This window comes from Citrobacter sp. Cb080 (assembly GCF_030334745.1).
Lineage (GTDB): Bacteria > Pseudomonadota > Gammaproteobacteria > Enterobacterales > Enterobacteriaceae > Citrobacter > Citrobacter braakii.
On record NZ_JAOWDG010000082.1, the window covers coordinates 1 to 22,297 of the forward strand.

24 protein-coding genes and 2 pseudogenes are annotated in these 22,297 nt (G+C 51.3%); 18 read left to right on the plus strand and 8 right to left on the minus strand.

Annotation, left to right across the window (positions count from 1 at the left end; genetic code table 11):
• Positions 1-91: 91 nt before the first annotated feature.
• Positions 92-1,299 (plus strand): IS3 family transposase gene (locus tag OGV38_RS20980; RefSeq protein WP_117086587.1). Its coding sequence is split into 2 segments (ribosomal slippage): positions 92-413 and positions 413-1,299, totalling 1,209 coding nucleotides; the frame shifts between segments, so codons are not numbered across the junction.
• A 131-nt stretch (positions 1,300-1,430) separates the two neighbouring features.
• Here the strand turns inward: OGV38_RS20980 and speA are convergent.
• From speA to yqgG, 3 genes are all read right to left on the minus strand, one after another.
• Positions 1,431-3,407, minus strand: a complete 1,977-nt coding sequence (gene speA, locus OGV38_RS20985) for a biosynthetic arginine decarboxylase (protein WP_016154389.1) — start codon at positions 3,405-3,407, stop codon at positions 1,431-1,433.
• Positions 3,408-3,415: 8 nt separating this feature from the next.
• Positions 3,416-3,547, minus strand: coding sequence for an acid stress response protein YqgB (gene yqgB, locus OGV38_RS20990; RefSeq protein ID WP_049041971.1), 132 nt, complete (start codon positions 3,545-3,547; stop codon positions 3,416-3,418).
• Positions 3,548-3,638: 91 nt separating this feature from the next.
• A complete protein-coding gene (yqgG, locus tag OGV38_RS20995) occupies positions 3,639-3,776 on the minus strand; it encodes a small protein YqgG (RefSeq protein WP_269149342.1) in 138 nt (45 codons plus the stop codon).
• A gap of 539 nt (positions 3,777-4,315) precedes the next feature.
• Between yqgG and metK the strand changes: the two genes are divergently transcribed.
• The 8 genes from metK to ruvX all read left to right on the plus strand — a co-directional run bounded on the left by metK (position 4,316) and on the right by ruvX (position 11,562).
• Entirely contained in the window at positions 4,316-5,470 is a 1,155-nt protein-coding gene (gene metK, locus OGV38_RS21000; RefSeq protein WP_003027071.1) for a methionine adenosyltransferase, read from the plus strand.
• 397 nt (positions 5,471-5,867) lie between these two features.
• Positions 5,868-7,262: a galactose/proton symporter gene (galP, locus tag OGV38_RS21005; protein WP_286474807.1), complete on the plus strand. Its 1,395-nt coding sequence runs from the start codon at positions 5,868-5,870 to the stop codon at positions 7,260-7,262.
• A 77-nt stretch (positions 7,263-7,339) separates the two neighbouring features.
• Entirely contained in the window at positions 7,340-7,837 is a 498-nt protein-coding gene (locus OGV38_RS21010; RefSeq protein WP_286474810.1) for a SprT family zinc-dependent metalloprotease, read from the plus strand.
• A 94-nt stretch (positions 7,838-7,931) separates the two neighbouring features.
• Positions 7,932-8,639: a deoxyribonuclease I gene (endA, locus tag OGV38_RS21015; RefSeq protein ID WP_269518093.1), complete on the plus strand. Its 708-nt coding sequence runs from the start codon at positions 7,932-7,934 to the stop codon at positions 8,637-8,639.
• A gap of 75 nt (positions 8,640-8,714) precedes the next feature.
• On the plus strand, positions 8,715-9,446 hold the full coding sequence (gene rsmE, locus OGV38_RS21020) for a 16S rRNA (uracil(1498)-N(3))-methyltransferase (protein WP_016154393.1): 732 nt from the start codon (positions 8,715-8,717) through the stop codon (positions 9,444-9,446).
• Positions 9,447-9,458: 12 nt separating this feature from the next.
• Positions 9,459-10,406 (plus strand): glutathione synthase, encoded by a 948-nt coding sequence (gene gshB, locus OGV38_RS21025; protein WP_016154394.1) that lies wholly within the window; start codon positions 9,459-9,461, stop codon positions 10,404-10,406.
• A gap of 176 nt (positions 10,407-10,582) precedes the next feature.
• Positions 10,583-11,146: a YqgE/AlgH family protein gene (locus OGV38_RS21030; protein WP_016154395.1), complete on the plus strand. Its 564-nt coding sequence runs from the start codon at positions 10,583-10,585 to the stop codon at positions 11,144-11,146.
• Positions 11,146-11,562 (plus strand): Holliday junction resolvase RuvX, encoded by a 417-nt coding sequence (gene ruvX, locus OGV38_RS21035; protein ID WP_003825428.1) that lies wholly within the window; start codon positions 11,146-11,148, stop codon positions 11,560-11,562. Before OGV38_RS21030 ends, ruvX begins: the two co-directional genes overlap by 1 nt.
• Here ruvX and OGV38_RS21040 read toward each other — a convergent pair.
• On the minus strand, positions 11,559-12,539 hold the full coding sequence (locus tag OGV38_RS21040) for a type IV pilus twitching motility protein PilT (protein WP_016154397.1): 981 nt from the start codon (positions 12,537-12,539) through the stop codon (positions 11,559-11,561). The genes ruvX and OGV38_RS21040 overlap by 4 nt on opposite strands.
• 17 nt (positions 12,540-12,556) lie before the next feature.
• On the opposite strand from OGV38_RS21040, the pseudogene OGV38_RS21045 reads away from it, so the two are divergent.
• Positions 12,557-12,727 (plus strand): annotated as a pseudogene (locus OGV38_RS21045) (YggS family pyridoxal phosphate enzyme); the annotation flags it as partial.
• Between the two features lie 5 nt (positions 12,728-12,732).
• Here the strand turns inward: OGV38_RS21045 and OGV38_RS21050 are convergent.
• Positions 12,733-13,152: a DUF3828 domain-containing protein gene (locus OGV38_RS21050; RefSeq protein ID WP_286474814.1), complete on the minus strand. Its 420-nt coding sequence runs from the start codon at positions 13,150-13,152 to the stop codon at positions 12,733-12,735.
• A gap of 515 nt (positions 13,153-13,667) precedes the next feature.
• Positions 13,668-13,793: pseudogene (locus tag OGV38_RS21055) on the minus strand (type IV pili twitching motility protein PilT); the annotation flags it as partial.
• A gap of 17 nt (positions 13,794-13,810) precedes the next feature.
• On the opposite strand from OGV38_RS21055, the gene OGV38_RS21060 reads away from it, so the two are divergent.
• The 8 genes from OGV38_RS21060 to OGV38_RS21095 all read left to right on the plus strand — a co-directional run bounded on the left by OGV38_RS21060 (position 13,811) and on the right by OGV38_RS21095 (position 20,266).
• Positions 13,811-14,515 (plus strand): YggS family pyridoxal phosphate-dependent enzyme, encoded by a 705-nt coding sequence (locus OGV38_RS21060; protein ID WP_269518097.1) that lies wholly within the window; start codon positions 13,811-13,813, stop codon positions 14,513-14,515.
• Between the two features lie 18 nt (positions 14,516-14,533).
• The gene (locus tag OGV38_RS21065) at positions 14,534-15,100 is read left to right on the plus strand and encodes a YggT family protein (protein WP_016154401.1); all 567 of its coding nucleotides are present in this window, start codon (positions 14,534-14,536) and stop codon (positions 15,098-15,100) included.
• Positions 15,097-15,387, plus strand: a complete 291-nt coding sequence (gene yggU / locus OGV38_RS21070) for a DUF167 family protein YggU (RefSeq protein ID WP_005123286.1) — start codon at positions 15,097-15,099, stop codon at positions 15,385-15,387. The genes OGV38_RS21065 and yggU overlap by 4 nt, the downstream gene beginning before the upstream one ends.
• Before the next feature lie 7 nt (positions 15,388-15,394).
• Positions 15,395-15,988 carry an XTP/dITP diphosphatase gene (locus OGV38_RS21075; protein ID WP_053389412.1) on the plus strand — a complete coding sequence of 198 codons (594 nt, stop codon included), beginning with the start codon at positions 15,395-15,397 and terminating at the stop codon, positions 15,986-15,988.
• Complete coding sequence (gene hemW, locus OGV38_RS21080; RefSeq protein WP_046274952.1) at positions 15,981-17,117, plus strand: radical SAM family heme chaperone HemW; 1,137 nt, start codon at positions 15,981-15,983, stop codon at positions 17,115-17,117. Before OGV38_RS21075 ends, hemW begins: the two co-directional genes overlap by 8 nt.
• A 313-nt stretch (positions 17,118-17,430) precedes the next feature.
• Positions 17,431-18,417 (plus strand): TRAP transporter substrate-binding protein, encoded by a 987-nt coding sequence (locus OGV38_RS21085; RefSeq protein ID WP_286474821.1) that lies wholly within the window; start codon positions 17,431-17,433, stop codon positions 18,415-18,417.
• 44 nt (positions 18,418-18,461) lie between these two features.
• Positions 18,462-18,965 carry a TRAP transporter small permease gene (locus tag OGV38_RS21090; protein ID WP_016157445.1) on the plus strand — a complete coding sequence of 168 codons (504 nt, stop codon included), beginning with the start codon at positions 18,462-18,464 and terminating at the stop codon, positions 18,963-18,965.
• Positions 18,965-20,266 (plus strand): TRAP transporter large permease, encoded by a 1,302-nt coding sequence (locus OGV38_RS21095; protein WP_286474823.1) that lies wholly within the window; start codon positions 18,965-18,967, stop codon positions 20,264-20,266. The genes OGV38_RS21090 and OGV38_RS21095 overlap by 1 nt, the downstream gene beginning before the upstream one ends.
• A 63-nt stretch (positions 20,267-20,329) precedes the next feature.
• Here the strand turns inward: OGV38_RS21095 and ansB are convergent, their stop codons facing one another.
• Positions 20,330-21,376, minus strand: a complete 1,047-nt coding sequence (gene ansB / locus OGV38_RS21100) for an L-asparaginase 2 (protein WP_016154404.1) — start codon at positions 21,374-21,376, stop codon at positions 20,330-20,332.
• A gap of 188 nt (positions 21,377-21,564) precedes the next feature.
• Positions 21,565-22,284: a YggN family protein gene (locus OGV38_RS21105; RefSeq protein ID WP_016154405.1), complete on the minus strand. Its 720-nt coding sequence runs from the start codon at positions 22,282-22,284 to the stop codon at positions 21,565-21,567.
• Between the last annotated feature and the right edge of the window lie 13 nt (positions 22,285-22,297).

Consider the following 22,297-nt stretch of genomic DNA (forward strand, 5'->3'; position numbering starts at 1 on the left):
TGATGTAGCCCCCTGAAACACCGGACAGTAGCTGTATCTCCAGATAAGAGATAGGCTTGAATATATGTCTAACACTAACGCCAATTTTGAGATGACCGGGATCCTGTTAGGGCAAGAAGTCCGTAAACGTAAAACTCCTCAGGAGAAGATCGCCATTATCCAGCAGACGATGGAGCCGGGTATGAATGTCTCCCATGTCGCCCGCCTGCATGGTATCCAGCCCAGCCTGCTGTTTAAGTGGAAGAAGCAATATCAGGAAGGCAGCCTCACCGCCGTTGCGGCTGGAGAGGAAGTCGTTCCTGCTTCTGAGCTTACTGCTGCTCTGAAGCAGGTCCGGGAGCTTCAGCGCCTTCTGGGCAAGAAGACGATGGAAGTTGAGATCCTGAAAGAAGCCGTGGAGTACGGTCAGTCGCGAAAATGGATAGCGCACGCGCCCTTGTTGCCAAAGGACGGGGAATAGCCATGGTCTGCCGGACCATGGGCGTGTCGCGTGCGCAACTGTCACTGCGGATTAACCGTTCTGCCGACTGGCAGGACAGGCGCTGTAACCGGCGTAATGAAGAAGCAGACGCAGAAATACTGTCGGCTATCCTCAACATTATCAGCGATATGCCGAGTTATGGTTATCGACGCGTGTGGGGCATCCTGCGCAAGCAACGTCGCACAGAGGGACAGCTACCTGTGAATGCCAAACGGCTTTACAGGATAATGCGTGAGCATAACCTGTTGTTGTTGCATCACAAACCAGAGCGACCGAAGCGTGAACATAAGGGCAAGATAGCGGTGGCAGAAAGCGATATGCGCTGGTGTTCAGATGGCTTCGAGTTCGGCTGCGACAACGGCGAAAAACTGCGGGTAACGTTCGCGCTGGACTGCTGCGACCGTGAGGCCATAGACTGGGCAGCAAGCACGGGAGGCTATGACAGTTCGACCGTGCAGGATGTGATGCTGAGGTCGGTGGAAAAGCGCTTCGGCGACAGGTTGCCCGACACAGCGGTGCAGTGGCTGACGGATAACGGTTCAGCGTATACCGCGTATGAAACGCGGAGGTTCGCGAGAGAGCTGAATCTGGAGCCCTGCACAACAGCGGTGAGCAGCCCGCAGAGTAATGGCATGGCCGAACGGTTCGTGAAAACGATGAAAGAAGACTATATCGCGTTCATGCCAAAACCGGATGTGAGAACAGCACTGCGAAACCTTGCAGTAGCGTTCACGCATTACAATGAAAACCACCCGCACAGCGCGCTGGGATATCACTCCCCGAGGGAATACCGGCGGCAGCGGACATCGTTAACTTAAGATACAAAAGCTGTTCGGAGATGGAGGGTCAAGATCATAAAAGAAAGAGTTGCCACCATATTTCAGATTTCATTAATAAAAAAAGAGCCGGTTTATATAAATAAGCCGGCTCTCAAGCAGATATATCTTAATTACTCGTCTTCGAGATAGGTATATCCGTACAGTCCTGCCTCAAACTCTTCGAGGAACTGCTGCTGCAACTCGGTATCCAGATCGGTGTTTTTCACCTGGTCACGGAACTGAGTTAGCAGGGTGTTCGGATCCAACTGCACGTATTGCAGCATATCCGCCACGGTATCCCCTTCGTCAGACAGCTCAACTTCCACGCTGCCGTCAGGGAAGACGAACACGTCAACCGCTTCGGTATCACCGAACAGGTTGTGCATGTTACCAAGGATCTCCTGGTACGCACCCACCATAAAGAAGCCCAGCATCGGCGGGTTCTCCGGGTCGTATTCCGGCATCGGCATGGTGGTCGCAATGCCGTCACCATCAACATAGTGGTCGATAGCGCCATCAGAGTCACAGGTGATATCCAGCAGCACCGCACGGCGCTCAGGAGCCTTGTTCAGCCCTTCCAGCGGCATCACCGGGAACAGCTGATCGATCCCCCACGCATCCGGCATCGACTGGAACAGCGAGAAGTTGACGTAAATCTTATCCGCCATACGCTCCTGCAACTCGTCGATAATCGGACGGTGCGCGCGGTTGCTCGGGTCGAGTTGTTTTTGCACATCGTGACACATGTTCAGATAGAGCTGTTCTGCCCACGCGCGTTCCTGCAGGCTAAAGGTGCCTGAAGAGTACCCAACGTGAATATCGTGCAGATCCATCTGGCTGTCGTGCAGCCATTCACGCAGCGAACGACGGGTTCCCGGCTCATGCATCTCTTGCCAGGTTTCCCACATGCTTTGCAGGGCACGCGGCGCATCGTCAGCCGGAGGCGTTGCTTCGGTATGCTCGCTACGCTCAACGCCGATAATATTAGACACCAGCACGGTATGATGCGCGGTAACAGCGCGACCGGATTCGGTAATTACCGTCGGGTGCGGCAGACCGTGCTCTTCACAGGCGTCGCCAATGGCCCAGATGATGTTGTTCGCGTATTCGTTCAGGCCGTAGTTTACGGAGCAGTCAGACTGCGAACGGGTACCTTCGTAGTCCACGCCCAGGCCACCGCCCACGTCGAAGCACTGGATATTTACGCCAAGCTTGTGCAGCTCAACGTAGAAACGCGCCGACTCACGTACGCCGGTGGCAATATCACGAATGTTCGCCATCTGTGAGCCGAGGTGGAAGTGCAGCAACTGAATACTGTCCAGACGACCGCGCTCGCGCAGCATTTCTACCAGTTGCAGCACCTGGTTTGCCGCCAGGCCAAATTTCGATTTCTCTCCGCCGGAGGACTGCCATTTGCCGGAACCCTGCGACGCCAGACGCGCACGCACGCCCAGACGCGGAACAACATTCAGTCGTTCAGCTTCATCCAGCACGATAGCGATTTCAGACATCTTCTCGATGACCAGATAGATCTTATGGCCCATCTTTTCGCCAATTAGCGCCAGGCGGATGTATTCGCGGTCTTTATAGCCGTTACACACGATCACGCTGCGGGTCATTCCAGCATGAGCCAGAACGGCCATCAGTTCAGCTTTAGAACCGGCTTCCAGCCCCAGCGGTTCGCCGGAGTGGATCAGCGATTCAATCACGCGACGGTGCTGGTTGACCTTGATCGGGTAAACGAGGAAATAGTCACCGTTGTAGCCGTAAGACTCACGGGCGCGCTTAAACGCGGCGTTAATCGAACGCAGACGGTGTTGCAGGATCTGCGGGAAGCAGAACAATGCAGGCAAACGCTGGCCCTGCGCTTCACGGGCTTTCACCAACTCAGCAAGGTCAACGCGCGCTTCTGGTACGTCGGGATCCGGGCACACGCTGATGTGGCCCAGTTCATTGACGTCATAGTAGTTATTACCCCACCAGGCAATATTGTAAGTACGCAGCATCTTGCTGGCTTCCTGGGAACTCATTGCAACCTCCTGCATGGAGCGTAGTACACCGTGTTCGCCTGCTGACGAAGGCGAACCCAAAGAAATGTCGTCAGACATAGCGAACCTCAAATTTTATTAACAAGTGTAAAACAGTTGACTACTATCGCAATCCGAAGACGCGATAACAACCCAAATACAGGCAGAATTTCCAGCAGATAGTGCTGACGCTCCGACTGTGCGACCGGTTTCTTTTTCATATCAATGTAAACACGTAACCGAACTTAATGCTGACGGTTCGGCGAAACCACGAGAAAACTCTTGTTTACCAAGAGCGCCCTTGTTCAGTTCTTAGTGACCGTTGCCGGCCCTGGAGTCCTGAGAAGCGCCGAGATGGGTATAACATCGGCAGGTATGCAAGATGCAGATTGCGGGGGACATATGTACACCAGAACGGTGCGACAGATTCAGCAGAATACAACGGTTCATTATCTCGTATCACCTCCACGGTTGCTCCTGACGGAACGAACCCACAAGCCAAAGCTAAAGTTTTAACCCGGCTGGAAGTGGCAACACGATGAAAACGTCGTGTGCTTTTTTGTCTATCCTCAATAAATCGAGTTGCGGGAAGGCGGCAACGCAGTGAATCCCCGGGCGCTTACAGGAGTAAGTGACTGGGCCGAGTATTGCCAACGCACATGCAACTTGAAGTATGACGGATATGAGCCGCGCGCCGCGTTTTATACCGACAACAGTACGAAAAAGCAAAAGATAAATACGCGCATTGCCAGCACCGTCAGGAAAAATTTCCAGTTACATTTTCAATACAATGCGAGCTCAATCAAAAAAAGCTGGAAATCAGGCGCAGAACCGACTTAAAATAGCCGTCCAGATGTTAATCCATCTATACCGATTAACACTCAGACTGCCAGTGTCCGTCATCTGCAGACTCATGGTAGAATCTTCTACACATGGCTATTCCACTCGACAGTTTGAGCTAACTACATTCTCCTTAGGTGAAATTAAATATGGCAAAACACCTTTTTACGTCCGAGTCCGTATCAGAAGGGCATCCTGACAAAATCGCTGACCAAATCTCTGATGCCGTGCTGGATGCAATCCTGGAGCAGGATCCGAAAGCACGCGTTGCCTGCGAAACCTACGTCAAAACCGGCATGGTTTTAGTTGGCGGTGAGATCACCACCAGCGCATGGGTTGATATCGAAGAGATCACCCGTAACACGGTTCGCGAAATTGGCTATGTGCATTCCGACATGGGCTTTGATGCCAACTCTTGTGCGGTACTGAGCGCGATTGGTAAACAGTCTCCGGACATCAACCAGGGTGTTGACCGTGCGGATCCGCTGGAACAGGGCGCAGGCGACCAGGGTCTGATGTTTGGTTATGCAACCAACGAAACCGACGTTCTGATGCCAGCCCCGATTACCTATGCTCACCGTCTGGTGCAGCGTCAGGCTGAAGTGCGTAAAAACGGCACCTTATCCTGGCTGCGCCCGGATGCAAAAAGCCAGGTAACCTTCCAGTATGACGACGGTAAAATCGTCGGTATTGATGCGGTTGTTCTGTCGACTCAGCACTCTGAAGATATCGATCAGAAATCGCTGCAAGAAGCCGTTATGGAAGAGATCATCAAGCCGGTACTGCCGACTGAATGGCTGACAGCTTCAACCAAGTTCTTCATCAACCCAACCGGTCGTTTCGTTATCGGCGGTCCAATGGGTGACTGCGGTCTGACGGGTCGTAAAATCATCGTTGATACCTACGGCGGCATGGCCCGTCACGGCGGCGGCGCATTCTCTGGTAAGGATCCGTCTAAAGTTGACCGTTCCGCAGCTTATGCAGCCCGCTACGTAGCGAAAAACATCGTTGCCGCTGGCCTGGCTGACCGTTGTGAGATTCAGGTTTCCTACGCAATCGGCGTGGCTGAACCGACCTCTATCATGGTGGAAACGTTCGGTACTGAAAAAGTGCCTTCAGAACAGCTGACCCTGCTGGTGCGTGAGTTCTTCGACCTGCGCCCGTATGGCCTGATTCAGATGCTGGATCTGCTGCACCCGATTTACAAAGAAACCGCCGCTTACGGTCACTTTGGTCGCGAACATTTCCCATGGGAAAAAACCGACAAAGCCGCCCTGCTGCGTGAAGCTGCCGGTCTGAAGTAATTCCCCGACGGCTCAATGCTTATGAAGACCAGCCTCATGCTGGTCTTTTTTATGTCATTTGCTCTCCCATCCCCCATCGCTATAACCACGCTAATTTCATTTGCTTCAATAACAAATGAAAGCGATTACATAGCACAGTATTTCTATCTACCTTGAATTCACATCTCTTCGTTACCAGCATTGCATCACTGTTACATCATATTTCAGCATTGTCTTAAAATCAGCCAATCAACTTTATTCTATAATAATAAATAATGTTAACTTTCAACTCATTAAACAATAATCCACATGAATGCCAGTGTAACCGATTACACTAATGTGATGTGATTCGCATTTTTTTACCCCGTACTCACCTACCCTTAACATCAACAAAACTAGCTACCCAACGGAGGGCATCATGCCTGACAATAAAAAAACGGGGCATTCCAACAAAGCCATGACATTTTTTGTCTGCTTCCTGGCAGCCCTGGCTGGATTACTTTTTGGCCTGGATATCGGTGTTATTGCCGGTGCTTTACCATTCATCACCGACGAGTTCCAAATTACCCCACACACTCAGGAATGGGTGGTGAGTTCCATGATGCTTGGTGCGGCAGTGGGCGCCGTCGGCAGCGGTTGGCTCTCCTTTAAGCTGGGGCGTAAAAAAAGCCTGATGATCGGCGCAATCCTGTTTGTTGCCGGTTCGCTGTTCTCCGCCGCAGCGCCAAACGTTGAAGTGCTGCTGGTTTCCCGCGTGCTGCTCGGCCTGGCAGTCGGCGTTGCGTCTTATACCGCACCGTTGTACTTGTCCGAAATCGCCCCGGAAAAAATTCGCGGCAGCATGATTTCTATGTATCAGTTAATGATCACCATCGGTATTTTAGGTGCGTATCTTTCCGATACGGCATTTAGCTACAGCGGCGCATGGCGCTGGATGCTGGGCGTGATCATCATCCCTGCCCTGTTACTGCTGGTTGGCGTCATCTTCCTGCCGGACAGCCCGCGTTGGTTTGCGGCTAAACGTCGTTTTGTCGATGCCGAACGCGTTCTGTTGCGTCTGCGTGACACCAGCGCTGAAGCCAAACGCGAGCTGGATGAAATTCGTGAAAGCCTGCAAGTGAAGCAGAGCGGCTGGGCGCTGTTTAAAGAAAACAGCAACTTCCGCCGCGCAGTTTTCCTTGGCGTTCTATTACAGGTGATGCAGCAGTTCACCGGGATGAACGTCATTATGTATTACGCGCCAAAAATCTTTGAGCTGGCGGGTTACACCAACACCACCGAACAGATGTGGGGGACCGTTATTGTCGGTCTGACCAACGTGCTGGCAACCTTTATCGCCATTGGCCTGGTTGACCGCTGGGGCCGTAAACCTACGCTGATCCTCGGCTTTATCGTCATGGCCGTCGGTATGGGCGTGCTGGGTACCATGATGCACGTGGGTATTCACTCGCCAGCCGCACAATACTTCGCAGTGCTGATGCTGCTAATGTTTATCGTTGGCTTTGCGATGAGCGCCGGTCCGCTGATTTGGGTACTGTGCTCTGAAATCCAGCCGCTGAAAGGCCGCGATTTCGGCATCACCTGCTCTACCGCAACTAACTGGATTGCCAACATGATTGTCGGCGCAACCTTCCTGACGATGCTGAACTTGCTGGGCAGCGCCAACACCTTCTGGGTCTACGGTGGCCTGAACGTACTGTTCATCTTCCTGACCCTGTGGCTGATCCCTGAAACTAAAAACGTCTCTCTGGAACACATTGAACGTAACCTGATGAAAGGTCGTAAACTGCGCGAAATTGGCGCACACAACTAATCTCGTTAGGCTTCCTCCCCCGTGGGAGGGAGCCTTCCTCTTGCAGTCCCTTCCCTGTCGCACTATCCTCTGGCGTTATGAAAACCTCCCGTCTCCCGATCGCCATCCAGCAAGCCGTTATGCGCAGCCTGCGGGAAAAACTCGCACAGGCCAATCTCAAGCTCGAACGCCAATACCCGGAACCAAAGCTGGTTTACCAACAGCGCGGAACCGCCGCGGGTACCGCGTGGCTACAAACCTACGAAATTCGTCTTAATCCAGTTTTGCTGATGGAGAATGTTGACGCGTTCGTTAACGAAGTGGTGCCCCATGAACTGGCGCATCTACTGGTGTGGAAACACTTTGGCCGCGTACCGCCGCACGGGAAAGAGTGGAAATGGATGATGGAGAGCGTGCTGGGCGTACCGGCCCGGCGCACGCATCAGTTTGAGCTGCAATCCGTGCAGCGTAAGACCTTTACATGCCGCTGTAAGTGTCAGGAGCACCAACTGACCGTCCGCCGCCATAACCGCGTTGTACGCGGCGAAGCCACCTACCGCTGCGTTCACTGCGGTGAACCGCTGGTTGCAGAATAATCTTCAGAATTATCAGGAACTTTTCTGATCTAACTGATTGCATACAGGAATGACTTTCGCTACGTTGCGGGCTCGTTTTGACACGGAGTTCGTGATGTACCGTAATCTTTCTTTTGCTGCGGCCCTGTTAGCCGCTGCGTTTTCAGGCTCGGTTTTAGCCGAAGGCATCAACAGTTTTTCTCAGGCAAAAGCAGCAGGCGTTAAAATTAACGCCGATGCGCCAGGCGATTTCTATTGCGGATGTAAAATTAACTGGCAAGGAAAAAAAGGGGTCGTTGACCTCGAATCCTGCGGCTATAAAGTGCGAAAAAATGAAAACCGCGCCAGTCGAATTGAATGGGAACACGTTGTCCCCGCGTGGCAATTTGGTCATCAGCGCCAGTGCTGGCAGGACGGAGGGCGTAAAAACTGCGCTAAAGATCCGGTCTATCGCAAAATGGAAAGCGATATGCATAACCTGCAGCCCGCGGTGGGTGAGGTCAATGGCGATCGCGCAAACTTTATGTACAGCCAGTGGAACGGTGGCGAAGGCCAATATGGACAATGCACCATGAAGGTTGACTTCAAAGAGAAAGTTGCCGAGCCACCAGCCCGCGCCCGTGGCGCCATCGCGCGTACCTATTTTTACATGCACGACCAATACAACCTGACGCTCTCCCGCCAGCAAACTCAGCTTTTTAATGCCTGGAATAAGCAGTATCCGGTCACCGATTGGGAGTGTGAGCGCGACGAACGCATTGCGAAGGTACAGGGGAACCATAACCCCTATGTGCAACGCGCTTGCCAGGCGCAAAAGAGCTAACCTACACTAGCAGCAATATTTTTTAACCATGCCCTGGCCTTTTGCAGCCCAGGGCCATGACGCGGATGTTTAACTATGCGCATTCCTCGCATTTATCACCCTGAGCCACTCACTTCCGGCAGCCAAATTTCACTGTGTGAAGATGCAGCCAACCATATCGGCCGCGTACTGCGTATGGGGCCAGGCCAGGCGCTACAGCTGTTTGATGGCAGCAATCAGGTATTCGACGCCGAAATCACCCACGCCAGTAAGAAAAGCGTGGACGTGAAGGTGCTTAACGCTGAACTCGACGATCGAGAATCGCCGCTGCACATCCACCTGGGCCAGGTGATGTCGCGGGGTGAAAAAATGGAATTTACTATCCAAAAATCGATTGAACTGGGTGTAAGCCTCATTACGCCACTTTTTTCTGAGCGCTGCGGCGTTAAACTGGACAGCGAACGCCTGAACAAGAAGCTCCAGCAGTGGCAGAAAATCGCCATTGCCGCCTGCGAACAGTGCGGTCGTAATCGGGTGCCTGAAATTCGCCCGGCGATGGATCTGGAAGCGTGGTGCGCCGAACAGGATGAAGGTCTGAAACTGAACCTGCATCCCCGCGCCAGCGCCAGCATCAATACGCTGCCGCTCCCGGTGGAACGCATCCGCTTGCTGATTGGCCCCGAAGGTGGGCTGTCGGCAGATGAAATTGCCATGACCGCACGATATCAATTTACTGATATTCTGTTAGGGCCTCGCGTTCTGCGTACTGAGACAACTGCGCTCACCGCCATCACCGCGCTACAGGTGCGTTTTGGCGATCTGGGCTAACGGAGAAGAACAATGATCAAGCTCGGCATCGTGATGGATCCCATCGCAAGCATCAATATCAAGAAAGATTCCAGCTTCGCTATGCTGCTGGAAGCGCAACGTCGCGGTTACGAAATTCATTATATGGAAATGGCCGATCTCTATCTGATCAACGGTGAAGCCCGCGCCCGTACGCGTACCCTGAGCGTAGAGCAGAACTACGACAAATGGTATGAGTTCAATAGCGAGCAAGATCTCCCGCTGGCAGATCTGGACGTCATTCTGATGCGTAAGGATCCGCCGTTTGATACCGAGTTCATCTACGCAACCTATATTCTGGAACGTGCAGAGGAGAAAGGGACGCTAATCGTTAACAAACCGCAGAGCCTGCGCGATTGTAACGAGAAGCTGTTCACCGCATGGTTTGCCGACCTGACACCGGAAACGCTCGTCACGCGTAACAAAGCGCAGCTGAAAGCCTTCTGGCAAAAACACAGCGACATCATTCTCAAACCGCTGGACGGCATGGGCGGCGCATCTATTTTCCGCGTCAAGGAAGGCGATCCGAACCTTGGCGTTATTGCCGAAACACTGACCGAGCACGGTACCCGTTATTGCATGGCGCAGAACTATCTGCCGGCAATTAAAGACGGTGATAAACGCGTGCTGGTGGTCGATGGCGAACCCGTTCCGTACTGCCTGGCGCGTATTCCACAAGGCGGCGAAACCCGTGGCAACCTGGCAGCCGGCGGTCGTGGCGAGCCGCGTCCATTAACCGACAGCGACTGGGAAATTGCACGTCGCATTGGGCCAACGCTGAAAGCAAAAGGTTTGATTTTTGTCGGTCTGGATATCATTGGCGACCGTCTGACGGAAATTAACGTCACCAGCCCAACCTGTATTCGTGAAATTGAAGCGGAGTTCCCAGTTTCGATTACCGGTATGCTGATGGACGCCATCGAGGCACGTTTGCAGAAATAAATAAGTTGCCGGATGGCGATGCCTTCGCGTCTTATCCGGCCTACATTCGCACCCCGTAGGCCGGATAAGGCAAAGCCGCCATCCGGCAAAGCTATCTTCAGAGGGTGACATCTTCGCGCTTTGCCCACATACTGGGCTCTGTTGCTTTTTTGAACCAGGAAACAGAACCTCTGACAATGAATTTACAGCATCACTTTCTAATTGCCATGCCTGCTCTCCAGGATCCGATTTTCCGCCGTTCCGTGGTGTATATCTGTGAACACAATGAGAACGGAGCAATGGGGATTATCGTCAATAAGCCTCTGGAAAACTTACAAATTGAAGGGATTCTGGAAAAGCTGAAGATTACTCCAGAAGCACGCGATCCTGCCATTCGTCTGGACAAACCGGTGATGCTCGGCGGCCCGCTGGCGGAAGACCGTGGATTTATTCTACACACCCCGCCGTCACGCTTTGCCTCCAGTATTCGCATTTCAGATAACACTATCATCACCACCTCCCGCGATGTACTTGAAACCCTGGGTACACAGGAGCAGCCATCCGAAGTGCTGGTTGCGCTGGGCTATTCATCATGGGAAAAAGGTCAACTGGAACAAGAGCTACTGGATAACGCCTGGCTCACTGCTCCCGCAGACCTGAACATCTTATTTAAAACGCCGATTGCCGACCGCTGGCGCGATGCGGCGAAGCTTATCGGGATTGATATTCAGACCATGCCTGGCGTGGCGGGACACGCCTGATGAGCGGAACATTACTCTCTTTTGATTTTGGTACGAAAAGTATCGGCGTCGCGGTTGGTCAACGCATTACCGGTACGGCGAGACCTTTGCCCGCCATCAAAGCACAGGACGGTACGCCAGACTGGAGTTTGATTGAACGTCTGCTAAAAGAGTGGCAGCCGGACGAAATCATTGTCGGCCTGCCGCTCAACATGGATGGCACCGAACAACCCCTTACTGCGCGCGCGCGCAAATTCGCTAACCGCATTCACGGTCGCTTTGGCGTAACCGTAACGCTGCACGATGAACGTTTGAGCACCGTCGAAGCCCGCTCAGGCCTGTTTGAGCAAGGCGGATACCGGGCGTTGAATAAAGGCAAAGTAGATTCCGCTTCTGCCGTTATTATCCTTGAAAGCTATTTCGAGCAGGGCTACTAAAGTCGCCCCTGCGCCTGGCGCTGCTGCTGACTTTGTGCAAACGTCTGCATACCTGTCTGCTGCCCGGTTTGAATCACACCGGGTAGCTGATGCGTTTTCCCTTCGCGGATCAAATTGCCCACGGCGGGAGTGTTGACGAGCAGTTCGAATAGCGCCACGCGTCCTCCCTGCTTATCTTCCTCCAGCTTTTGCGAAAGTACCGCCCGCAGGCTGTCTGCCAGCTGGTTACGCACCGGATCTTTCTCCTGTGCGGGAAAGGTGTCCACCAGCCGCGCGATGGCCTGCGCCGCCCCTCGCGTATGTAAGGTTGCCAACACCAGATGCCCGGTCTCCGCTGCCGTTAAGGCCAAACGAATAGTTTCCACGTCGCGCAGCTCGCCCAGCAAAATGACGTCGGGATCTTCGCGTAACGCGCCGCGCAAACCGGCAGCAAAAGAAGCGCAGTGTACGCCCACCTCCCGCTGTTGAATAAGACAACGCTGGCTGGTGTAGCGATATTCAATCGGATCTTCCAGCGTCAGAATATGCCCCGCAATATGTTGATTAAGGTACTCCACCATCGCCGCCAGGGTGGTTGATTTACCGCTGCCGGTGGCTCCAGTGACCAGAACTAATCCATTTTCACCGTGCAGCAGTTCAGGTATGGCCTCCGGAGTCTGAAGATCGTCTAAACGAGGACATTCAAGCGGTAGCAATCTTAGCGCCAGCGAGGTGCCCTGCTGATGAGCAAATGCGCTGGCGCGTAGACGCCGGGAGTCCGCCAGCGTAAGGGCAAAATCAATCTGCCCCTGTTCCCGCCACTGTACCTGTTGTTGCTCACTGAGCCAGCACATCAGCAGATTCTCCACGTCAGGGGGAGTAAATGGTGCTATTTCGACTTTTCCACGTATGCGCCAGCGCGCCGGCCATGCATTGCACAGGTGTAGATCCGACACGTTATGCTTTACACTAAGGGCCACTATTTCTTCCATATTCATATGAACATCCTCGGAAAATGAACGATATCGCGCATAACCTGGCACATGTCCGGGACAAAATCTCAGCCGCCGCGACGCGTTGCGGGCGGTCTTCAGAAGAAGTTATATTGCTTGCAGTCAGCAAAACCAAACCTGCGAGCGCCATCGAAGAAGCCATCGTCGCAGGATTATTTTCAATTGGTGAAAACAACGACTAATAGCGAGTAGTCACGCTCTTGATTTTCCATACACCTTTTTCTTCTACCATGCAGTCAATAACTTTTTGAGATGACTCACCTGTTCCAAATGTCAAATAGACATTGGTACAAATAGGATCAGCTATAATTAGATCAATACTAATATGCTTACTCCAGTCTTCATCGGCAAAATCCTGAACTTTTAGAAAACAATCCTCTTCAAGCTCATTGCTTCTATAAGCTTGCTTTAATTTATTCAATGTATCAATAATAACATAAGGCTCTAATGCCGTCGGATCATCTGCAACTGGGATGATATTATGAGCAATCTGCTTGATATACCAAGCATTGAATTTTAATGCCTGAGTATCAGCAGGTATTATTCCTGCCATAGCAAACGATGAGAATAGAAAAGTAAATAATATCAATCGTTTCATCAGTTATGCCTATAGAGTTTATACGAGGGCTGATTTTTACGATAACCAGGTCCGGGATACACACCATGTTCGATTGCTGCTGTTACTGCCCTGGCACAATAACCTGCAGCGTGCGCATGAGCATTATTCTTAACAAAATTTATAGCGACTTCTTTATTCCACATTTGCAAAATCTCATTTATAAACGAAGAGTATGAAATATCACAAAGCGAACCATCACCTTGAACATTAAATGCTTCCAACTCTATTTATTGACATCACAAATATGCCCGCAATCTGTATTTTCGATGTGTATTGCTACTTAATAATAAATGAAGTCATAATATTTACCTTACCAATTATCTAATTTTTTGCTTTATTAGAAATAAATATCATCCCAAATTTTATAACTGTAGAATATTTACACTGGGGCAAACTGGAGCTGAATAAAACGAATTGAAAATCCTGTCAGTTAAATCTGTTTACGTCCTCCTACAGACTCACATTTTTATACTCAGCCTATCTGCAGCCTTACCAGGCGTAGTAAATGGTGCGGTTTCGACTTTTCCACCTATGCGCCAGCGCGCAGGCCATGCATTGCACAGGTGTAGATCCGACACGTTATGCTTTACACTAAGGGCCACTATTTCTTCCATATTCATATGAACATCCTCGGAAAATGAACGATATCGCGCATAACCTGGCACATGTCCGGGACAAAATCTCAGCCGCCGCGACGCGTTGCGGGCGGTCTTCAGAAGAAGTTATGTTGCTTGCAGTCAGCAAAACCAAACCTGCGAGCGCCATCGAAGAAGCCATGACCGCAGGGCAGCGTGCCTTCGGTGAAAACTATGTCCAGGAAGGGGTGGATAAGATCCGCTACTTTCAGGAAAAAGGCGTTAACGATCTGCAGTGGCACTTTATCGGCCCGCTGCAGTCGAACAAAAGTCGTCTGGTCGCTGAACATTTTGACTGGTGCCATACGATTGATCGTCTGCGTATCGCTGCCCGTCTGAGCGAACAGCGCCCTGCGGAACTGCCGCCGCTCAATGTGTTGATTCAGATTAATATCAGCGATGAGAACAGTAAGTCAGGTATTCCGCTTGCAGAGCTTGACGCACTGGCCGCTGAAGTCGCCGCGCTGCCACGCATTACCCTGCGTGGTTTGATGGCGATTCCGGCGCCAGAGTCAGATTATGTAAGGCAGTTTGAAGTTGCACAGCAAATGGCGGTAGCATTTGCCGGGTTGAAAACACGTTACCCAAGTATCGACATGCTCTCACTGGGGATGTCTGATGATATGGATGCCGCCATTGCGGCGGGTAGCACGATGGTGCGCATCGGCACTGCCATTTTTGGTGCTCGTGATTACACTAAAAAATAAGGAAAACTAAGGAACACCATGAATACGTTGACCTTCCTGCTCTCAACGGTAATTGAGCTGTATACCATGGCGCTGCTGCTGCGCGTGTGGATGCAATGGTCTCGCTGCGATTTCTACAACCCGTTCTCGCAGTTTATTGTGAAAATCACTCAGCCCATTATTGGGCCGTTACGCCGTATCATTCCCCCGATGGGGCCAATTGACAGCGCATCGGCATTAGTTGCGCTCGTTCTGAGCTTTATCAAGGCCATCGTGCTGTTTAAGGTGGTTACGTTCCAGCCGATCATCTGGATCGCCGCCGTGCTGATTGTCCTGAAGACTATCGGACTGCTGATCTTCTGGGTTCTGCTGGTGATGGCGATTATGAGCTGGGTCAGCCAGGGCCGCAGCCCTGTGGAGTACGTGCTGATTCAACTGGCGGATCCGCTGCTGCGTCCTATTCGTCGCTTACTTCCAGGCATGGGCGGGATCGATTTCTCGCCAATGATCCTGGTTCTGCTGCTGTATGTCATTAATATGGGCATCGCAGAAGTATTACAGGCGACAGGTAACATGCTGCTGCCGGGGCTGTGGATGGCGCTATGAGTGCCGTTACCCCCTGCGATGACGGTCTGGTTTTACGGCTCTACATTCAGCCTAAAGCCAGCCGTGACAGTATTGTAGGTTTACATGGCGACGAACTAAAAGTCGCCATTACCGCCCCACCGGTTGATGGGCAAGCCAATAGCCATCTGGTGAAGTTTCTCGGCAAACAGTTCCGCGTGGCAAAAAGCCAGGTCGTCATTGAGAAGGGCGAGCTTGGTCGTCACAAACAGGTTAAAATCATTCATCCGCAACAGATCCCGCCCGAAATTGCGGCGCTAACTGATTAGGTATCCCATGCAAAAAGTTGTCCTCGCGACCGGCAACGCCGGTAAAGTGCGTGAACTCGCCTCTCTTCTGAGTGATTTCGGTCTTGATGTTGTCGCTCAAACGGATCTGGGTGTTGATTCTGCAGAAGAGACCGGGCTGACGTTTATTGAGAACGCCATTCTGAAGGCACGTCATGCCGCGCAAATTACCGGTTTACCCGCCATTGCTGATGACTCTGGTCTGGCGGTAAATGCCCTTGGCGGCGCGCCGGGCATCTATTCAGCCCGCTATTCCGGCGAAGATGCAACCGATCAGCAGAACCTGGAAAAACTGCTCCACACCCTGCAGGATGTTCCTGATGACAAGCGCCAGGCACAATTCCACTGCGTGCTGGTATATATGCGCCATGCAGACGATCCAACACCTGTGGTTTGCCACGGACGCTGGCCGGGCGTTATTGCCCGTGAACCTGCCGGAAGCGGTGGTTTTGGCTACGACCCAATCTTCTTTGTGCCGTCTGAAGGGAAAACCGCCGCCGAACTGACCCGCGAAGAAAAGAGTGCGATTTCTCACCGCGGACAAGCACTGAAGCTGCTGTTGGATGCCCTGCGTAATGGTTAAGCTTCCGCCGTTAAGTCTTTACATACACATCCCGTGGTGCGTGCAGAAATGCCCGTACTGCGACTTCAACTCGCATGCGCTTAAAGGCGAAGTCCCTCATGACGACTATGTGCAGCATCTGCTGAGCGATCTGGATTCTGAGGTGGCCCACGCCCAGGGCCGCGAGGTAAAGACGATTTTTATCGGTGGTGGTACGCCGAGCCTGCTTTCTGGCCCGGCAATGCAAACGCTGCTCGACGGCGTGCGCGCACGGCTGAATCTCGCCGCAGATGCAGAAATCACGATGGAGGCGAATCCCGGTACGGTGGAAGCCGATCGCTTTGTGGATTATCAACGTGCTGGCGTAAACCGTATCTCCATTGGTGTACAGAGCTTTAGCTCCGCCAAACTCGAACGTCTGGGACGTATTCACGGACCGGAAGAAGCCAAACGTGCAGCGCACCTGGCGAGCGGTCTGGGACTACGCAGCTTTAACCTCGACCTGATGCACGGTTTACCGGATCAGACGCTGGAAGAGGCGCTGAGCGATTTACAGCAGGCCATCGCGCTCAACCCGCCGCATCTTTCCTGGTATCAGTTGACCATCGAGCCGAATACGCTGTTCGGGTCCCGACCACCGCTATTACCGGACGACGACGCGCTGTGGGATATTTTTGAGCAAGGCCACCAGTTGCTGACCGCCGCGGGGTATCAGCAGTACGAAACCTCAGCCTACGCCAGACCGGGTTATCAGTGTCAGCACAACCTAAATTACTGGCGTTTTGGCGACTACTTAGGCATTGGTTGCGGCGCGCACGGCAAAGTCACTTTCCCAGACGGTCGCATCCTGCGCACTACCAAAACGCGACATCCGCGCGGATACATGCAAGGACGTTATCTGGAAAGCCAGCGAGATGTCGCCGAGGCCGATAAGCCGTTTGAGTTCTTTATGAACCGTTTCCGGCTGCTGGAAGCCGCGCCTCGCGCGGAGTTCACGCAATATACCGGGCTTACCGAAGACGTTATTCGTCGACAGATCGATGAGGCCATTGCCCAGGGCTATCTGAGTGAATGCGATGAATACTGGCAGATTACCCAACACGGTAAGCTATTTTTGAATTCTCTGCTGGAGCTGTTTCTGGCGGAGTAATCTCTGTGCGCCTGTCGGCGCATTTTCTTCTACAAATTCCTCTAAATATTGTACTCGGAAAAACCGAGTACAATGCACGTCATTTATTGACAATACCCATATTAATTATTTTATTCATTTTAAATAACCTCTTCACCAACATAAATATATTGAACACAGCGCACAAAATAAGATCAAACTGCTGCCATGCAAAAGGTATGTGATCTATATAGTGGATAGATGTCTGACAACTATATTAATTTATCATACAGAAAAAGGTGAACCATCATCAGATGTCAACCAATTACTGTACCTTAAAGCACGGAGCTTACTTATGAAAATCAAAACCTTTTCCCGCTCGCTAGTCTGTGCGTCCTTGTTGGCGCTACTTAGCACTGGCGCAAATGCTGCTGAAAAAGTGACTCTCAAACTGGCACACAACCTTGAACGTAGCCATGTGGTTCACCAGGCTTTCGAAGAAATGGCCAAAGAGGTAAAACAACTCTCCGACGGTAAAATGATTGTACGTATATATCCCAGTAGCCAAATGGGTGATGCCCGAGAAACGATGGAGTTGTTACAAAATGGCGCGTTGGATATGACAAAAGGTTCTGCCAGTGATTTAGAGTCATTTGATAATATTTATGCCATTTATAATTTACCTTTCTTATTTAAAGATCAAAACCATTTCAATAACGTTGTATTTGGTGAGGTAGGTAAAGACATTATGGAATCCACAAAAGAAAAGGGATTCTTTGCGTTATCTGCTTACGTTGCCGGCACGCGTAGTTTTTATGCCAAAAAACCTATTACCAAACCAGAGGATCTGAAAGGTCTGAAAGTCCGCGTTCAACCCAGCCCCACAACCATTAAAATGGTTGAACTGATGGGCGGATCGCCGACCCCCATTCCCTTCGGTGAGGTTTATACCGCTATGCAACAAGGTGTAGTGGATGGCGCAGAGAATAACGTTCCATCGTGGGTGCAAACACGTCATATCGAAATAGCTAAAGTCTTCTCCGAAGATGAGCACGCCTCTATTCCAGATTTTCTCGTTATCTCAACCAAAACATGGAATAAGCTGACCCCGGAGCAACAACAGATCCTTCGTCAAGCGGCTAAAAATTCCGAGGCTTATCAACAAAAGTTGTGGGATAAAATCGATGCTGATACCCGCGCTCAAGCAAAAGCTATGGGTGGCGAGATTATCAAAGTTGATAAAGCCCCTTTCCGCGCCGCTGTTCAACCGCTGTTTGATGACTTCAAAAAAGACCCAAAACATGCAGCCCTGCTGGCGAAGTTTGAAGACGCAGTACAATAACCCTTTGGGCCATTGATTGGCCCTGTTTCACCAGGAAACTCACCATGATATTTAACCGCCTTAAGCTTGCGGTAGACCGCGTCATTGCCGCATTTTCGGTCATCGTAATGATTGCGCTGGTCATGTGCGTAGTCTGGCAAGTTTTTAGCCGCTACGTGCTCAATCAGCCCAGCACCTTAACTGACGAACTGGCACGCTTCTTAATGATCTGGGTCGGATTATTAGGTGCAGCCTATACCGTAGGCGCCCAGCGCCACCTGTCTATCGATCTACTGTTCATGTCGATTAATAAACGTAAACAGGCGTTATTGAGCTTATTCATTAATCTGCTGATTTTTGGCTTTGCAGGTTCAGTCATCGTTACAGGCGGTATCAAGCTGATTAATAAAACGCTGGCAACGGTGCAAGTTTCTGCGGCCATGCAAATTCCAATGGGTTACGTGTATATCATCCTGCCGCTAAGCGGCGCAGTCATGATGTTCTATGCCCTGTGGTTTATTCACCAAAATATTCAGCAACTGAAACAATCTTCGCAGGGAGTAATTTGATGGAAGGCTATATCGCACTAACCCTGTTTGGCTGCTTCTTTGTCCTGGTGTTCATTGGCGTACCTATTTCGTTCTCTATCGGTATCGCCACTGTAGCCTCAATGCTGCTGATGTTTCCTTGGGATGTTGCCGTTATCACTGTCTCTCAACGTCTGGCAAACGGATTAGATAATTTTGCCCTATTGGCGATCCCGTTTTTCATTTTCGCAGGTACGCTGATGAACAGCGGTGGGATCGCCATCCGGCTAATTAACCTGGCGCAGGTGATGGTTGGGCGAGTTCCCGGCTCACTTGGTCATGTCAACGTGCTGGCAAACATGATGTTTGGTTCGATATCCGGCTCTGCCGTTGCCGCAGCTGCAGCCGTTGGCGGTACGCTTAATCCTATTCAGACAAAGCAAGGATACGACCCAACCTTCTCGACAGCCGTTAACGTTTCCTCCTGCATTACCGGGCTGTTAATTCCACCCTCAAATGTGTTAATTGTGTTTTCTCTTACTGCTGGCGGTGTTTCAGTTGCTTCGTTGTTTATGGCAGGTTATTTACCAGGGATCCTGATGGGGCTTTCGATCATGGTGGTATGCGCCATTATCGCCAAACGCCGTGGTTATCCCCTGTCGGAAAGGCCAACCTGCGCGCAGGCAGTAAAAGCACTTCTGGATGCGCTACCGAGTCTGTTACTGGTCATCATTGTGATGGGGGGTATTTTAGGTGGGATCTTTACCGCAACAGAAGCCTCAGCGATTGCGGTCGTCTACACCTTCATTCTCTCGGTGCTGATTTACCGGGAAGTAAAATGGCGCGATTTACCAAAGCTGATCCTGGAATCAGTCGTGATGACCTCTATCGTACTGTTACTGATCGGCTTCTCTGTCGGCATGTCCTGGGCGATGACCAATGCCGATATTCCCTACATGATCAGTGATCACATAATGGGTATTTCCGATAATCCACTGATTATCCTACTGTTAATCAATATTGTACTACTGGTTGTTGGGATCTTTATGGATATGACACCGGCAGTCCTGATCTTTACCCCCATTTTCTTGCCAATCGCTCAAGAGTTAGGTATGGATCCGGTACATTTCGGCATCATGATGGTCGCCAACCTGTGCATTGGTCTGCTGACACCGCCGGTAGGAAGTGCATTGTTTGTAGGCTGTTCGATTTCTGGCGTGAAGATCCAGCAATTGATCAAACCCCTGCTGCCGTTTTACGCCGCATTGCTGGTTGCACTGATGATGATCGTATACATTCCACAGATCTCTCTGTTTATTCCACAGATGCTGGGGTTGATGTAAATACGAAGAGTAACTATCTCTGGAGAATGCCCCAACGCTACGGGAGGGGCATTTTTTATGCCATTAATACTGATTAAACATTTCCTGGATCTGCTTAGGATCCTTGGTTTGGGTCAGAGCCAGTTGCAGCAGAACACGCGCTTTTTGCGGGTTCAGAGAGCCTGAAGCCACAAATCCGTATTTCGCATCATCAACTTCAGCATCCTGGGTGGTAGCGCCCGTTGGTACACGGGATGAACGCACCACAACGGTACCTTTATGCGCGGCAGTGGCCAGCGTATCGAAAATGGTTTTATACAGATTACCGTTACCTACACCCGCACTGACGATCCCGGCGTAACCCGCGTCTACCAATGCTTTAGCTGGCAGATCGGAGGCGTTAGCGTAGTTGTAAACAATCCCAACTTTCGGCAGCTCGGTCAGCTTAGATACATCGAACGGCGTGGATGTGGTGTGTTTTCGCGCAGGCGTACGCTGGTAGTCGATTTTACCGTTATGGATATAACCCAGCGGACCATAGTTAACGGATTTGAAAGTAGCGACATCCGTAGTGTTAGTTTTGGTCACGTCGCGACCATCCATAACGGTGTCGTTCATGACCACCAGCACACCACGGTTGGCAGAGGCTTTGTCTGCGGCGGTTACCACGGCGTTATACAGGTTGAACGGGCCATCAGCGCTCATACCCGTAGACGGACGCATTGCGCCGACCAGCACCACCGGCTTGTTGCACTTGACGGTGAGATCGAGGAAATAGGCGGTTTCTTCCATGGTATCCGTACCATGTGTTACCACGAAGCCGTCAGTTTTATCACACTCGGTATTAATCTTTTTCGCCAGCGTTAGCCAGACTTCGTCATTCATATCCTGGGAGCCGATGTTTACCACCTGCTCGCCTTTCACAACGGCGATATCTTTCAACTGAGGTACGGCATCAACCAAATTTTCTACGCCGACTTTGCCTGCCGTGTAGTTAGATTTTGTTGCGGAGTCACCACCGCCAGCAATCGTCCCGCCGGTAGCTAAAATAGTGATGTTTGGCAGTGCAAGCGCCGCGCCGCTGAAACCCATAACCAGTGCGGCAAGTGCCGTTCTCTTGAAAAACTCCATGTTATTTCTCCAGTTACTTGAATTTGCAGCATTATGTCTATCTTACAGATGAATAATGTGACGCCATCCAATTAACCAGATTTATATCTGCATCAAATTGTTATTCTTAGAGATGGATATCAAAAAAACAGAAAAATACAAAATAAAACGGCACAGAATGTTTCTGTGCCGTTAAAAAGAGGTGAAGATTATTTCAGATTGCTAACCAGCGTCTTACGATCATTTTCCAGCGTCACGACGCGGGCGCAGACATCTTTGCCAAACTGCTGGAAGTCTTGTTCCTGATTCTTCCATTCGTTCTGAATTGAGGTTTGCAAACCTCCGAGGCTTCCGAGCACGCCCTGCAGCGGATTACCACCGCCTTTGAGCACGGCTTTCGCCCCCATCTCATTGATGCTGTCCTGCAAAATACCGCCCATCGCCTGATTGACCAGCTGTTGTCCATCCGCGCGAACCTGATCAATCGCCTTATAATGGAAGGTCAGGCCGTCAGTGCGATGCTCAATAATGCGGTTCATCTGCTCTTTCAATTGCGCATCCAGCTTAGTTAAGCGGCCACGCATGTTGCTGCTTTCGCCGACCTCTTTGGCGATGATTTTATCCAGCGCCACGCGACCTTTCTCCACGCGCGCTCTGGCACCTTCATCAATCCACGGCAGGCTGCTACGCAACGCCGCCTGATAATCTTTGGCCTGTTCACGCTGTGCGGCGTTCAGGTTGTACTGTTTACCGTTAAAGGTGACATCACCGGCCTGGGTAATGACCAGGTTGCCGTTCTCACCCTTCACCTGTACCGTTTGTGGACTCAAAATCACATCGTCACGCGGGGTGACGCTGCACTGATAATCAGCATGTGCGGCCATCGCCGTGAACGTTAGGACTGCCGCCAGCAGCGTTTTGCGCATCATATCTTTCCCTCAA

Coding starts and splice junctions, on each gene's coding strand:
- OGV38_RS21105 (WP_016154405.1), bottom strand. CDS start 22,284: ATGATGCGCAAAACGCTGCTGGCGGCAGTCCTAACGTTCACGGCGATG.
- OGV38_RS21050 (WP_286474814.1), bottom strand. CDS start 13,152: ATGAAACGATTGATATTATTTACTTTTCTATTCTCATCGTTTGCTATG.
- OGV38_RS21060 (WP_269518097.1), top strand. CDS start 13,811: ATGAACGATATCGCGCATAACCTGGCACATGTCCGGGACAAAATCTCA.
- OGV38_RS21030 (WP_016154395.1), top strand. CDS start 10,583: ATGAATTTACAGCATCACTTTCTAATTGCCATGCCTGCTCTCCAGGAT.
- yqgB (WP_049041971.1), bottom strand. CDS start 3,547: ATGAAAAAGAAACCGGTCGCACAGTCGGAGCGTCAGCACTATCTGCTG.
- endA (WP_269518093.1), top strand. CDS start 7,932: ATGTACCGTAATCTTTCTTTTGCTGCGGCCCTGTTAGCCGCTGCGTTT.
- ruvX (WP_003825428.1), top strand. CDS start 11,146: ATGAGCGGAACATTACTCTCTTTTGATTTTGGTACGAAAAGTATCGGC.
- yqgG (WP_269149342.1), bottom strand. CDS start 3,776: ATGAACCGTTGTATTCTGCTGAATCTGTCGCACCGTTCTGGTGTACAT.
- hemW (WP_046274952.1), top strand. CDS start 15,981: ATGGTTAAGCTTCCGCCGTTAAGTCTTTACATACACATCCCGTGGTGC.
- galP (WP_286474807.1), top strand. CDS start 5,868: ATGCCTGACAATAAAAAAACGGGGCATTCCAACAAAGCCATGACATTT.
- OGV38_RS21095 (WP_286474823.1), top strand. CDS start 18,965: ATGGAAGGCTATATCGCACTAACCCTGTTTGGCTGCTTCTTTGTCCTG.
- rsmE (WP_016154393.1), top strand. CDS start 8,715: ATGCGCATTCCTCGCATTTATCACCCTGAGCCACTCACTTCCGGCAGC.
- speA (WP_016154389.1), bottom strand. CDS start 3,407: ATGTCTGACGACATTTCTTTGGGTTCGCCTTCGTCAGCAGGCGAACAC.
- OGV38_RS21075 (WP_053389412.1), top strand. CDS start 15,395: ATGCAAAAAGTTGTCCTCGCGACCGGCAACGCCGGTAAAGTGCGTGAA.
- OGV38_RS21065 (WP_016154401.1), top strand. CDS start 14,534: ATGAATACGTTGACCTTCCTGCTCTCAACGGTAATTGAGCTGTATACC.
- metK (WP_003027071.1), top strand. CDS start 4,316: ATGGCAAAACACCTTTTTACGTCCGAGTCCGTATCAGAAGGGCATCCT.
- OGV38_RS21085 (WP_286474821.1), top strand. CDS start 17,431: ATGAAAATCAAAACCTTTTCCCGCTCGCTAGTCTGTGCGTCCTTGTTG.
- gshB (WP_016154394.1), top strand. CDS start 9,459: ATGATCAAGCTCGGCATCGTGATGGATCCCATCGCAAGCATCAATATC.
- ansB (WP_016154404.1), bottom strand. CDS start 21,376: ATGGAGTTTTTCAAGAGAACGGCACTTGCCGCACTGGTTATGGGTTTC.
- OGV38_RS21010 (WP_286474810.1), top strand. CDS start 7,340: ATGAAAACCTCCCGTCTCCCGATCGCCATCCAGCAAGCCGTTATGCGC.
- OGV38_RS21040 (WP_016154397.1), bottom strand. CDS start 12,539: ATGAATATGGAAGAAATAGTGGCCCTTAGTGTAAAGCATAACGTGTCG.
- OGV38_RS21090 (WP_016157445.1), top strand. CDS start 18,462: ATGATATTTAACCGCCTTAAGCTTGCGGTAGACCGCGTCATTGCCGCA.
- yggU (WP_005123286.1), top strand. CDS start 15,097: ATGAGTGCCGTTACCCCCTGCGATGACGGTCTGGTTTTACGGCTCTAC.